This is a genomic window from Paenibacillus albicereus (genome assembly GCF_012676905.1).
Lineage (GTDB): Bacteria > Bacillota > Bacilli > Paenibacillales > Paenibacillaceae > Paenibacillus_O > Paenibacillus_O albicereus.
In genome coordinates this window covers 886,924-900,209 of sequence record NZ_CP051428.1, presented here as the reverse complement: position 1 = coordinate 900,209, position 13,286 = coordinate 886,924, and the positions used below count along the sequence as shown (strand labels likewise).

General features: G+C 65.7%; 8 protein-coding genes. 6 read left to right on the top strand and 2 right to left on the bottom strand.

Going from position 1 to position 13,286, the window contains the following annotated elements:
• Positions 1-33: 33 nt before the first annotated feature.
• Positions 34-1,026: a sulfonate ABC transporter substrate-binding protein gene (locus HGI30_RS03985; RefSeq protein ID WP_407945029.1), complete on the bottom strand. Its 993-nt coding sequence runs from the start codon at positions 1,024-1,026 to the stop codon at positions 34-36.
• Between the two features lie 272 nt (positions 1,027-1,298).
• Here HGI30_RS03985 and HGI30_RS03980 point away from each other — a divergent pair, with 272 nt between their 5' ends.
• From HGI30_RS03980 to HGI30_RS03955, 6 genes are all read left to right on the top strand, one after another.
• Positions 1,299-2,633, top strand: coding sequence for a helix-turn-helix domain-containing protein (locus HGI30_RS03980; protein WP_168906462.1), 1,335 nt, complete (start codon positions 1,299-1,301; stop codon positions 2,631-2,633).
• A gap of 177 nt (positions 2,634-2,810) precedes the next feature.
• The gene (locus tag HGI30_RS03975; protein WP_168906461.1) at positions 2,811-3,749 is read left to right on the top strand and encodes an ArsR/SmtB family transcription factor; all 939 of its coding nucleotides are present in this window, start codon (positions 2,811-2,813) and stop codon (positions 3,747-3,749) included.
• Positions 3,750-3,940: 191 nt separating this feature from the next.
• Positions 3,941-5,251, top strand: a complete 1,311-nt coding sequence (locus HGI30_RS03970; protein WP_168906460.1) for an ABC transporter substrate-binding protein — start codon at positions 3,941-3,943, stop codon at positions 5,249-5,251.
• Between the two features lie 13 nt (positions 5,252-5,264).
• The gene (locus HGI30_RS03965; RefSeq protein ID WP_168906459.1) at positions 5,265-6,197 is read left to right on the top strand and encodes a carbohydrate ABC transporter permease; all 933 of its coding nucleotides are present in this window, start codon (positions 5,265-5,267) and stop codon (positions 6,195-6,197) included.
• A gap of 3 nt (positions 6,198-6,200) precedes the next feature.
• On the top strand, positions 6,201-7,007 hold the full coding sequence (locus HGI30_RS03960; protein WP_168906458.1) for a carbohydrate ABC transporter permease: 807 nt from the start codon (positions 6,201-6,203) through the stop codon (positions 7,005-7,007).
• Positions 7,008-7,130: 123 nt separating this feature from the next.
• A complete protein-coding gene (locus HGI30_RS03955; protein ID WP_168906457.1) occupies positions 7,131-11,819 on the top strand; it encodes a DUF7507 domain-containing protein in 4,689 nt (1,562 codons plus the stop codon).
• Between the two features lie 185 nt (positions 11,820-12,004).
• On the opposite strand, the gene HGI30_RS03950 is transcribed toward HGI30_RS03955, so the two are convergent.
• Positions 12,005-13,240: a hypothetical protein gene (locus HGI30_RS03950; protein WP_168906456.1), complete on the bottom strand. Its 1,236-nt coding sequence runs from the start codon at positions 13,238-13,240 to the stop codon at positions 12,005-12,007.
• Positions 13,241-13,286 lie beyond the last annotated feature (46 nt).

Genomic DNA, 13,286 nt, shown 5'->3' with positions numbered 1-13,286 from the left:
CCTTGGACGATGGATGTGCGGGTCGGGCGCGGGTCAGGGCTTCTTCCAGGCCGCTTCCTTCACGTCGAGCTTCTCCGGGATGAGCTTCAGCTCGTGGAAGGCGTCGGCGACGCGCTGCTGCTGGGCCAGCGTATCGTCGTCGATCTCCTCGATGCCGAAGGCGCGATGGCCCATCGCCTGCTCCAAGGCCGGCACGTCGATGCCGAGCTCCGGCGACAGCAGCTCCGCCGCGCGCTTCGGATCCTCCTCGGCCCATACGTCGGCTTCCTTCAAGGCGTCCAGCACGACCTCTACCGCCTCGGCATGCCGATCCGCGAACGAGCGCGAGGATAGGACGAATTCATAGTTCTGGACGAGGCCCTCTCCGTCGGCGAGCACCCTCGCCTTGGTCGCGAGCTGCGCCGCCGAGTAGAACGGCTCCCAGATGACCCAGGCGTCGACGCTGCCGCTCTCGAACGCGGCTCTCGCGTCCGCCGGCGGCAGGAACACCGTCTCGATGTCGCCGTACGGCACGCCAGCCTGCTCCAGCGCCTTCACGAGCAGGTAATGCACGTTCGAGCCTTTGTTGAGCGCGACCTTCTTGCCTTTCAGGTCCGCGACGGACTGGATCGCGGAGTTCTCCGGCACGAGGATCGCCTCTGCCTTGGGGCTCGCGGGCGAGCGGGCCAGGTAGACGAGCGGCGTGCCGGCCGCCTGCGCGAAGATCGGCGGCGCTTCGCCGGTGTGGCCGATGTCCACGCTGCCGACGTTCATCGCCTCCAGCAGCTGCGGGCCTCCGGGGAACAGCGTCCATTCCGCCTTGTAGCCGATCTCCGCCAGCTTCTCGTCGAGTCCGCCTTTTCCTTTGAGCAAATTGACGCTGCCGTACTTCTGGTAGCCGATATGGATGACTCCCCCGTTTTGAGTCGAGGCCGAACCGCTTCCAGCCTCCGGCTCGTTGCCCGAGCTGCCGCAAGCCGCAGCGGCCAGCAGGAGCGCCCCGCCGAGCAGCAGGCCGGCCGCTTTGCTCCAGAATCGTTCTCTCATCTTCATCCACTCCATCCCCTGTCAATTCCAACTAATCAACTTTGAATAATCGAAAATTATCACCGCCATAAGAAGATGTCAATAAAAGGAGGAAAAAGGAGGAGGGTTGAGGACGAATGAGGAGAACCGGAGAGCATCGAGGATGCAGCGGCGCGGCGGGGGTTGATCTTGGAGCCGTCGTCCGCTAAAGTGAATCCTATACAATTCCCACCTGTTAACTCGGGTAAGAGGAAAGACTCGCACGATCGGCTATCCAAGGAGGAGACCTGCTCATGCAAGCGTTCAACTTGATCCGCCTCCAGGAGGCGATGCAGCTGCTCGGCGTCAGCCGGGCGACGATCGACCGCTGGCGCAAGGAGCGGCAGCTGCCTGTCGTCAAGCTGGGCAAGGAAGTATGGGTCGACCGCTCCCAGCTGGAGCAGTGGGTCCGCGTCCGGGGCGGGCTGCCTCGGCCGGACGGCAGCGGCCTTGCCGGATCGGAGCCCCTTCATGCCGCCGATCGGGCCTCCGGTCCGGCCCGGTCCAAGCTGCCTCCTGCAGCCGCCGCATCTACGCTCTCCTCGGCCTATGAGGGGGCGGCGCGGACAGAGCGCTCCATCACGGTCGGCTATCAGAGCGGCGCCGCCCTGCTCTGGAGCGCGCTCATCGTCAAGCGCCGCGGCTGGTTCGAGGAGGAGCTGGCGCTGCTGGAGCCGCATGCGCGGTGGCGCGTCCGCTGGCGGCATGCCGACAGCGGCATGGAGCTGGTGGAGGAGCTGATCGCCGGGCGGGTGCAGATCGCCTCCGTCGGCGACTATCCGATCGCCGCGAGCCGCGAGCTCGGGCGGCTGCTGCCGCGCTTCCGGCCGCAGATGCTCGCCTTCGACGGCAAGAGCGAGGGCGGCTCCGGCATCTCGCTCGTCGTCCGCGCCGGCAGCGGCATCCGCCGGGAGGAGCAGCTTGGCTCCTCGTTCATCTCGACGGTCGGACGCTCCAGCGCCTCTCGTCGGCTGCAGGAGGTGCTGCGGCGCGGCCGCCTCGACGGCATGCCGGTGCTGCATCACGGACGCATGGCCGACTGCCTCGGCGGGCTGCTGGAGGGACGGAACGAGGCGGCGATGCTATGGGAGCCATATCTGACTTGGGTGCGCAGGATCGGAGCCGGCGTACCTTTGGAGGGGGAGAGCGGCGGCAGCGACTATCTGACCGGCATCATGGCGGATGCCGGCTGGGCCGAGGCCCATGAGTCCGCTGCGGTCGCCTATCTCAAGGCGCATCTGCGCGCGCATGCACTCATGCGGCTCGATCCCGGAGCCGCCGCCATGCTGATCGGGGAAGAAAGCGGCTTTCCGCTCGAGGTCGTCGCCTCCGTCCTCGGCTCCATCCGCTGGGATGCCAGCGTGTCGAGCCGCGACCTCGCGACGCTCGACCGGCTCGAGCCGGCGGCTCGGCCGGCCGGCGCGAGCGCTGCCGATGCCGGCGAGGCGTTCCGCAGCGCCGCCCGGGAGGCGGCGTCCCCGCCGGCTTTCCGCCCGGCGTACCTGCAGGAGGCGGTGCGGGCGCTCCGCCTGCCGAGCCTGCCGGACATCCCTCTGCCCCACGAATGGGCGGAGGACGGCATTTATTGAGGCCATGGCTGTTCGCTCGGCCATGACGATGACGCGATCCGCCTGCTCGCGGAGCGAATGCATGCCTTTCGAGCTTTTATTCCAAGATTCTTGATTTGATTCATGTCGGAATAGTAAAATGAATGGGCTTGAAGGAATCATGCCGAATGAAGCTGGAAGTGGAGGAGCCAAGCCCCTATGCTGGACATCACCATCAATGAGCCCGATCGGCTCGTGCAGATCGCGCATGCGTTGTCGACCCGGGCGCGGGTCGACATCCTCCGGCTGCTGAACGCGAAGAGCCTGAACGTCATCGAGATCGCCGAGGCGCTGGAGCTCCCGGTATCGACCGTGGCCAACCACGTCAAGCTGCTGGAAGCCGCCAAGCTCATCCACACCGAGCTGCTGCCGGCGACGCGCGGGGCGATGAAGGTATGCAGCCGCAGCTACGACGACATCCTCATCACGCTCAACACATCCGTCCACTGGTCCAAGGACGACGTATCCGTCTACGAGGTGGAGCTGCCGATCGGCCAGTACAGCACCTGCGAGGTGCATCCGACCTGCGGCCAGGCGAGCGCCGAGGGCATGCTCATCCGCGAGGACGAGCCGGCCAGCTTCTATCACCCGAACCACGTCGGCGCGCAGCTCATCTGGTTCCGCAAAGGATACCTCGACTATCTGCTGCCGCTCGAGCTCCCGAAGAACGCCCGCCCCGAGGCGATCGAATTCTCCATGGAGCTGTGCTCGGAAGCGCCGAACTTCGACAACGACTGGCCGTCGGACATCACGCTCTGGATCAACGACGTCGAGATCGGCACGTGGACGAGTCCCGGAGACTTCGGCGACCGGCGCGGCAAGCTGAACCCCGACTGGTGGATCGACTGGGCGACGCAGTACGGCCTGCTCAAGACGTGGAGGGTCGACAAGGAACGGACGACGATCGACATGGACAAGGTGTCCGACGTCTCGCTCGCCGATCTGGCGCTGGAGGGCCGCCATCATCTCAAGCTGCGGATCGGCATCAAGCCGGACGCGCTGCACAAGGGCGGCATCAACCTGTTCGGCCGCCATTTCGGCGACCACCCGCAGGACATCGTCATGAAAGTGCATTACGTTCTAGCCGATCCGGAATAAAGAGGTCTTTGCTACAAGATCCCTGTAGCAAAGACCTCTTTATTTTTATTTATTTTCGAATTCCCGTATGAAAGCGTTGACAACAACCTCCTTCAGCTTTATATTCGGCTTAAAGGTACACGTTTCGTGTAATAAAACATAATTGTTGTCCCTGTGCCTTTGACGAAGACCGATGACAAGGGAGGCTCAACATGAACAAAAGACGGAAATGGGCAACCGGACTGCTGCTCCCGCTCGCGCTGGCGGCAACCGCATGCAGCGGAGGCAATGCGGACGGCGACGGAAGCGGCCAGGATGGCGGCGACTCCGGAAAAGGCGGCAAGGTGACGCTGTCGTCCTGGACGCTGTTCAGCGGCGGCGACGGCGAGAACATGCAGGCGATGATCGACGCGTTCAACAAGGAGCATCCCGACATCAAGGTCGAGAACACCGTGCTCGAGTGGGGCGAGTACTACACGAAGCTGATTACGGCGGTCGGCAACGGCAACGGTCCCGACATCGGCATCTCCCACACGTCCCGGCTGCCCGATCTGATCCATCAGGGCGTCGTCTCCGACATGGACGATGCGGCCGAGGCGGCCGGCATCGACTGGTCGACGTTCAACCCGAACATCCTCAGCGCGACGGTCGTGGACGGCAAGCACTATGCGGTGCCGATCGACACGCATCCGTTCGTCATGTACTACAACAAGAAGCTGCTGAAGGATGCCGGTCTGCTTGGCGAGGACGGCAAGCCGGTATTCGACAATTCGGCCGACGGCTTCGTGCAGCTGCTGACGGCGCTCAAGGAGAAGCTGCCGAAAAACGTCATGCCGCTGGCGATGCCGAGCGCCAACGACGACGTGTTCCGCCTGTGGTGGTCGCTTTACCATCAGCTCGGCGGCAACGACGTCATCAGCGACGACCTGAAGTCGGCGGCGCTGGACAGCGGCAAGGCGGTCCAGGCGATGCAGTACGTGCAGGACCTGTTCCACAAGCAGAAGGTCATCCGCCTCAACGATCCGGACTTCGTCAAAAGCTTCCAGAGCGGCACGGCCGCGATCATCATGACGGGCGTCTGGACGACCGGCGTCTGGGAATCGACCAAGGGACTGGAATTCGGCGCGATGCCGATTCCGAAGATCTTCGACAAGGAAGCGACCTGGGGCGACTCCCACACCGTCATCCTGCCGGTCACGAAAAAGGACGATCCCGAGAAGCGCAAGGCGGCCGCCATCTTCGCCGACTATCTGGCCGAGAAAGGCGCCCTGTGGGCGAAGGCGGGCCATATCCCGGCGAAGCCGGCCATCTTCGACAGCGAGGAGTTCAAGGCGCTGCCGTACCGGAGCGACTACGTCTCCGTCGCGAGCACCGTCGCCTTCAACAAGCCGTCGGACAAAAACTGGCAAATCCGCGATCTGGCGATGTTCAAGTTCCTGAACGAGGTCTGGGCGAACAAGATGAGTCCCGCCGACGCGGCCGTGAAGATCCAGGCTGAGATCGACAAGGTCCTGAAGCAATAGGAGGGATAGAAGAATGGCCATCGGTCCAGAGGCGAAGACGGAGCCGGCTCTCGTCGGCGCCAAGCGCAAAAGAAGCTGGGCAGGCGCGCAGGCGCTCGTTTTCCTCGCGCCGTTTTTCGCCGTGTATCTGACGTTCACGATATGGCCGATGCTCAAGGGCGTGCAGATCAGCTTCTTCAAATGGACGCTGATCCGCAAGATGGAGTATGTGGGCTTCGGCAACTTCAGCAAGCTGATGGAGGACGCGGAGTTCTGGGCATCGGTCTGGCATTCGACGATCTTCGTGCTGCTCACGACGCCGCTCATGCTGGCGCTGTCGCTCGGGCTCGCGCTGATCGCGAACCGCAACTCGCGGCTGCGCAAGCTGTACCGCATTTCCTTTTTCATGCCGAGCGTCATGTCGGTGGCCGTCGCGTCCTTCCTCGGCTTGTTCATCTTCCAGCCTTATACGGGGCTGCTCAACTCGATCCTGCATCTGATCGGGCTGCTGCCGGACGGGCAGGAAATCTTCTGGCTGTCGGAGGTGTCGCTCTCGTGGATCGCGATCACGGTGCTGACGCTCTGGTGGACGGTCGGCTTCAACTTCGTGCTGTACCTCTCGGCGCTGCAGGAGATGCCGGAGGAGCTGTACGAGGCGGCGCGGCTCGACGGCGCGACGAACGGCCAGATTTTCCGCGGCATCACGCTGCCGCTGCTCGCCCCGATCACCCGCATGATCATGATGCTGCAGATCATCGCCTCGTTCAAGGTGTTCCTGCAAATCTACATCATGACGGGCGGCGGCCCGCTCGACAAGACGAGGCCGGTCATCCAGTACATCTGGCAGACCGGATTCCGCCAGAACGACCTCGGGTACGCCTCGGCCATGTCGTACGTGCTGTTCTTCATCCTGCTGGCGCTTTCGGCGCTGCAATACGGATTCAATCGACGGAAGGAGGCGGGCTAGCGCATGAAATGGATCTACCGCATCGTGTCGCTGCTGGCCGCCGCCGTGTTCCTGCTGCCGATTCTCTGGATGCTGTCCGTCTCCGTCAAGGAAGAAGGCATGCCGATCGTCACCGTGCTCGACTGGGTGAAGCCGCCCTACTCGCTCGCCGTCTACGGCGAGGTGCTGCAAGCGACGAAGCTGCCCCTGTGGGTATGGAACAGCTTCTTCATCGCCGTCTGCGTCACCGCGCTGACGATCGTGATCGCGGCGATGGCGGGGTTCGCGCTGTCCAAGATCAAGTTCCGGCTGAAGGCGGCCGTATTCTTCGCCGTCCTGGCCGGCCTGCTCATCCCCGGCGAGGCGATCCTGATCCCGCTCTATCAGGTCGCCAAGGACATGGGCCTGCTCAACACCTATCTCGGCCTCATCCTGCCTTCCCTGGCCTCGCCGATCGCCATCATCGTGCTCAAGAGCTTTTTCGACGGCGTGCCGAACGACCTGCTCGAGAGCGTGCAGATCGACGGCGGCGGCAACTGGCGGATCTTCTTCAGCATCATGCTGCCGCTCACCCGGCCGGCCGTCGCCTCGATGGCGATCCTGACGTTCATCGGCTCGTGGAACAACTTCCTCTGGCCGTTCATGTCCGTCACCGACGACAGCCTGTTCACCCTCCCGATGGGCATCCCGACACTGATGAGCCAGTATACGGTCGACTACGTCAAGCCGATGGTCATCAATACGATCTCGTCGCTGCCGATCTTCCTGCTGTTCCTCGTCTTCGAGAAGCAGATCATCAAGGGCGTCAGCCTGTCGGGCATCAAAGGGTGACGAATTCCGGCATCGACAGCCGTCCCGAGCGGGGCGGCTTTTTTTCGTTCACATAGGGACAGCCCCTTCCTCCATAAAGTAGCTACATCGAACGATGGACCTACAAGGAGGCTTGTCCGAACGATGAGCGTATACGTCGCCAACAGCGGATCCGATACGGTATCCGTCATCGACCAGACGACGAACACCGTCGTCGCCACGATTCCCGGCTTCTCCACCCCCCAGCAGCTGGACGCGACACCCGACGGTACCCGCGTCTACGTCGCCAATCTGGCCAACGCGACGGTGTCCGTCATCGATACGGCGGCCAACGCGATCGTCGGCACGATCGCCGTCGGAGGCGGTCCGAACGGCATCGTCGTCGACCGCACCGGCACGCGCGGGTATGTCACGAACTCCACGGACGGCACGGTATCGGTGCTGGACCTCACCAACGATACGGTCATCGCGACCGTAGGCGTCGGCATCAACCCGGTCGGCGTGGACGTCACCCCGAACAATCAGTTCGTCTACGTCGCCAACCAGATTTCGAATACGGTGTCCGTCATCCGAACGTCGGACTACACGGTCGTCGCGACGATCCCGACGGACGCGACGCCGATCGGCGTGCGCGTCGCGCCGGGCGGAGCCTATGTGTACGTGACGACCCGCGCCCTCGGCCTCGTGGACATTATATCCGTGACGAGCCAGACGGTCGTCGGCACGCTTCCCACCGGCATCGCGCCGATCGGCGTGGCGGCGAACGGCAGCGAGGTATTCGTGGCCAACGAAGTGTCCGGCACGCTGTCGATCATCGACCCGATCACCAACCAGATCATCTCGTCGATCGCCACGAACGCCTTCCCCCAGTACATCGCCATCGACTCCAGCGCCCGGTTCCTCTACGTGAGCACGCGCACGAACGTCGTCTCGGTCATCGACCGCCAGACGAACCGGATCGTCGCGTCCGTGCCGGTCGGCGACCAGTCCATCGGCATCGTCGTCGTGCCGAAGTTCAATCGGAACCCGGCCCTTCGGGCCCAAAAGACGGTGAACAATGCGGAATCGATCACGGCCATGCCGGGAGAAACGGTCTTTTTCCAGCTGAGGGTGACCAATACCGGCAACACGCTGCTCAGCCAGATCGCCATCCTCGACGTCATCGAGCCGCTCGGGGAGACGCTGCTGAGCGAAACGATCCCAAGCCTCGAGCCCGGCGCTTCGATCGTCCGCGAGGTTCCCTTCGTCATCCCGTCGCCCGCCCCGGCCTCCGCGCTGGACAATCGGCTGACTGCGGAGTCTGCGCTCTCGGGCGTCTTCAGCGAGGCGCACGCCGCCGTCATCCTCGAATCCGCGCAGCCCGGACTGTCCGTCCAGAAGGTCGGCGATCGGACCGAGGCGGCCCCCGGACAATCCGTGACCTATACGGTCACCGTCACCAACACGGGCACGACGGACTTGACGGACATCCGCGTCGCGGATCCGCTGGCCGGCTTCGACCAGACGATCAGCCTGCTTCCCGCCGGCGAGAGCCTGCAGCTGCAATATGCGGCCATCGTTCCGCCAGGGACGGCAGCCGGCACGGAGTGGCTCAACACGGCGACCGCTTCGGCGTCGGACGGCACGAGCGCCGAAGGCAGCTTCGCCGTCCTCGTCGCCGCCGTCCCTTCGCTTGAGCTGACCAAGGAAGCCGAGCCCGCTACCGCCGTCGCGGGAGAGAGCATCCGCTATACGTTCCGGCTCGTCAACACCGGCAACACGCCGCTGACCGGACTCGTCCTCTCCGATCCGGCGATCGGCGCCTCCTTCGTCATCGACAGCCTCCAGATCGGAGCGACCGTCGTGCGGGAGGCCGACTTCGTCCTGCCGGAAGGGACGCCGCCGGGCCTGTTCGTCAACACGGCGACGGCGACGAGCCGGGAGGGCGCGCAGGCGAGCGCCTCCGACTCGGTCCAGGTCGCTCCCACCGCCCGCATCATCCTCAACAAGACCGCCTCCCCGACGCAGGCGGCTCCAGGCCAGACCGTAACCTATACGATAACGGTCATCAACGCCGGCACCGCCGTGCTGACGAACGTCAAGGTGCGCGACCCGTTCCTCGGCCTGGATCAGGTCGTCGATACGCTCGTGCCCGGAGCCCGCGTCTCGTTCACCGATACGTACACGATCCCAGAGGACGCGCTGGCTGGGACCGTAATCACGAATACCGCCTCCGCGGTCACCGACCAGACGCCGCTCATCGAGCAGGCGGCCAGCGTGACCGTGCTGGAGGTGCCGGACATCACGCTCGTCAAATCCGTCTCGCCGGAAAGCGCCCGTCCGGGAGAGACGGTCGCCTACACGCTCGTCGTCACGAATACGGGCAATACCGTCCTGACGTCGGCGTCGGTAGCCGACCCGCAAGGGCGGCTGACGCAAGCCCTGCCCGATCTCGCTCCGGGCGAGAGCCGCACGCAGACGCTCCTTTATCGAGTGCCGGAGAACGCGCCGGAGACGGTCGTCAACGTCGCGATCGCCGAAGGAAGCAGCTCCACCGCGGTCGTGATCGACGAGGACGATGCCGATCTGTTCGTCATCCGCGAGGCGATCGCGCTGCGCAAGACCGCCGATCGCGCCGAGGCGAGGCCCGGGGAGCCGATCACCTATACCCTCGAGGTAGAGAACACCGGCAACGTCACGCTCAGCGCGCTCGCGCTGACCGACGAGGCGCTCGGCTTCGCGGTGGAGATTCCGCAGATCGAAGCCGGCCAGACGCTGCTCTTCACGCTCTCCTACATCGCGCCTTACGAGCCGGGCGGCACCGTCGTCTCCAATACGGCCGTCATCGCCAACGCGCTCGTCTCGGCCGAAGCCTCCGCCGCCGTCGTCATCGCCGCGGCGCCGGGACTGGCGCTGCGCAAAACAGCCTCCGAAACGGCCGTCGCGCCGGGCGCCACCGTCACCTATTCGATCGTCGCGACCAACACCGGCAACGTGCCGCTGCCGGACGTGGCGGTGTCCGATCCGCTGCTCGGCATCGCCTCCGCTCCGACCCCGCTCGCCATCGGCGAGAGCCTGACGCTGACGGGCTCCTATACGGTTCCGGCAGGAACGCCGGGAGGCACGATCATAGCCAATACGTCGACGGCGACGTCCTCCTTGACGCCTCCGGCGCAGAGCGGCGCCTCGGTCATCGTCACGCCCGCTCCGGTGCTGGACATCGCCAAGACGGCCGACCGGGCGGTCGCAGCGCCCGGAGAGACGATCGCCTATACGATCGTCGTCTCCAACCCGACGACGGCAGCCGTTGAGGGCGCGACCGTCACCGACGATCTGCTCGGCTTGTCCGAGACGATCCCGAGCCTGCCTCCCGGCGGCCAAGCGACGTTCCAGGCGCTGTATGTCGTGCCGGCGAACGCGCCGGCCGGATCGGTCATCAGCAACGCCGCCACCGTGACCGTGCCGGAGGGGCTGACGTTCAGCGCCGAGGCGACCGTAACGGTCGCGGCGGCGCCGGCGGTCTCGATCGTCAAGACGCCGAGCGTCGACAGCGCTCCCGCCGGCAGCTTCGTGACGTACGAGATCGCCGTGACCAATACCGGCAACACCACGCTGACCAATATCGTGCTGACCGACTCGGTCGTGCCGGCATCGGTCGTCATCCAGTTCTTGCTGCCGGGCGAATCGCAGAGCCAGCTGTTCGCGTTCCGGCTGCCGAACGGCCTCGCTCCGGGATCGCGGTTCGCCAATACCGCCACCGTGCAGAGCGACCAGCTGCCGCCGGCGCAGGACAGCGCCGAGGTGCTCGTCCTTCCGCCTCCGGCCGTGGAGCTCGTCGCCTCTCCCTTCCCGGCCTACGCGCGGCCCGGCCAGGTCGTGCCCGTGACGATCACCGTGACGAACCGGTCGCAGACGACGCTGACGAATCTCGTCGTCATCAACGAGCTTACCGGCACGAACAGCGTCTTTCCGATGCTGGAGCCCGGAGGCGTCATCACGCTGGAGCGCCTCGTCCCGATCCCTCTCGGCACGAGAGCCGGGACGGAGCTTCCGAACGTCGCCACCCTCACGACGGACCAGACGCCGACGCAGTCGGCGCCGATCCTCATCATCGTGCTGGCCGATCCGGCGATCCGGCTGGAGAAGAGCGCCAGCACGGCCCAGGCGATCGCCGGAGAGACGATCCGCTTCCGCATCCTGGGCGAGAATATCGGCAACACGAGTCTGACCGGCGTCTTGACGGACCCTCTGCTCGGCATCATCATCGGCCCCGGCACGGTGCTGTACCGAGGACGCGTGCTGTTCTCGCAGCCGTATACGATTCCGGTCGAGACGGCGGACGGCGCGATCCTCACGAACACCGTCCGGGCCGAAAGCCTGCCGCCCGGCATTGCGGCCACCGCCTCGGCGTCGGTGCAGGTGCTGCGCGTGCTCGACGTCACCAAGACGGCGGATGCCCGTGAAAGCTACGTCGGCGCCGTGCTCCGCTTCTCCGTCGTCGTCGCCAACGACAGCGCGTTCACCGCCACCGGCGCCGTGCTGACGGACGCCCTGCCGCCGTCGCTGGCGTTCGTGCCCGGGAGCCTCGTCGTAGGAGGCGTCCCGCAGCCGGGACGGACGCTGTCCGGCGGCGTTCCGCTCGGCACGATCGCGCCGGGACAGCGGATCGTCGTCGCGTTCGCCACGCGCGTGCTCTCGGTGCCGCGGACGGACGGCGCCGGCGACGCGGCGAGCGGCACGCTGTCCAACCAAGCGGTCGTCGCGTTCGGCGTGCGGTCGCCGTCGGGCCGCGCGATCACGACGCGCGCGGTGTCCAACCGGGCGCAGGTGACGATTACGGAGGAGGAGGAATAGGCAGCCGGAGGCGGGCGAGAACGCGGAAGTGAATGCAGAAAAAAACCCGTGCAATGCGGAGCCCTCCGCATTGCACGGGTTTTTGAGCATGGCTGCGGCCTGGCACCCGCGCAAGCTCCTCGCTGCGCGCCGTGTCCTCCGCGCTGCGGCCTGGCGAGCGCGCTCGGCGGCGCAGCCCGTTCGGCCTACTGGTTCGTGAAGTACAGCGTCTGCGGTCCGGAAGAGCCGCCGGTCAGGCTGAGCCGCGACGGCACCGTCTTGCCCTTCTTGCCGACCTTGAGCTCGGCGAACTGCCACGCCTTCGTGTAGTTCAGGTAGCCGGAGCTGAGCCGCTTGTTGGCCCAGCCGAGCGTGTAGTGGCCCGAGCCGCCCGACGGATTGAGGTAGACGCCGACCGTGCGCTTGCCTTCGCTCGTGTTGTCGATCTGCACGTTGAAGTCGTAGATGACGCCGTAGTTGCCGCTGTTGACGACGCTCTCGCCGGTCGTCGCGTCGACGCCGGACTCGTATTCGCCCGGCATGAAGTCGGCCCACTGGCCCGACGGCGCGGACGAGACGCGGATGAGCGCGTTGCCCAAGGAGGTGTCGTAGACGAGCGTGCCTGTGCGGTCGTAATGCGGGAACGTGCCCCGCACATGCTTGTCGCGCGGCAGGATCGGCTCCGCCAGCGGATCGGGGCGAGCGCCGACGTAGCCGAGCGTCGTTACCGTGACCGGCGCGCTGCCTCCGCCGGGCGCTTCGGCGCGCAGCTGCAGGAAGCCGCTCGCCGTGTGCGTCGCAGGCACCGCATGCGACACCCAGTAGCTCTGGCCCGGCAGCAGGACGGCGACGGGGCGGCGCGAGCCGCGGTCCGCCAGGAACGCTTCGAGGCCGATCTGTCCGGCCACGTCCGGGTAGTAGTCGACGCCGGCGCCGGCGCCTTCCTCGTAGAGCTTGACCTTGTAGCCGCTCGTGTTCGTGACGGCGACCGCCACCTGCAGCTCCGCGCCGGTCTTGTTGTAGTGGTGGTAGAACACCCGGAACGAGCCGCTGACCGCATCCCGGTAAAAGCCTCCCGGAGTCGTCGGCGACTCCGGCGAATCGCTCAGGATGAGCGGTCCGCCGGAAGGCGAGAGCACCGGCTTGCTCAAGGCGACGGCCGGCTTCAGCGTCTCGATCGGCACGATGAGGTTCGGCGTGGCCATCGCCGCCGCCTGCAGCGAGGCCGAGCCGGAGGCGCTCCCGCCTCCGAGGCCCGCGGCCGCGGAGCCTTCCGCTTCCGGCAGCGGCGTCCCGTCTGCGGCTCGCAGCGCGGCGCTGCCGCCGTCCGGCTCCGCCGAGCCGAGCCCCGCCTGCGGCGAGGCCATCGCCGATCCGCTTGCCAGCAGCGCTGCGGCCAGCACGGCCGGCAGCAGCTTGTTCCCGTTCCATCTTCTTCTCAATCTATCCCTCCTCCAGGATCATCCTGCCCGACTCGGCGACCCGGCA

Coding starts and splice junctions, on each gene's coding strand:
- HGI30_RS03955 (WP_168906457.1), top strand. CDS start 7,131: ATGAGCGTATACGTCGCCAACAGCGGATCCGATACGGTATCCGTCATC.
- HGI30_RS03970 (WP_168906460.1), top strand. CDS start 3,941: ATGAACAAAAGACGGAAATGGGCAACCGGACTGCTGCTCCCGCTCGCG.
- HGI30_RS03965 (WP_168906459.1), top strand. CDS start 5,265: ATGGCCATCGGTCCAGAGGCGAAGACGGAGCCGGCTCTCGTCGGCGCC.
- HGI30_RS03975 (WP_168906461.1), top strand. CDS start 2,811: ATGCTGGACATCACCATCAATGAGCCCGATCGGCTCGTGCAGATCGCG.
- HGI30_RS03980 (WP_168906462.1), top strand. CDS start 1,299: ATGCAAGCGTTCAACTTGATCCGCCTCCAGGAGGCGATGCAGCTGCTC.
- HGI30_RS03985 (WP_407945029.1), bottom strand. CDS start 1,026: ATGAGAGAACGATTCTGGAGCAAAGCGGCCGGCCTGCTGCTCGGCGGG.
- HGI30_RS03960 (WP_168906458.1), top strand. CDS start 6,201: ATGAAATGGATCTACCGCATCGTGTCGCTGCTGGCCGCCGCCGTGTTC.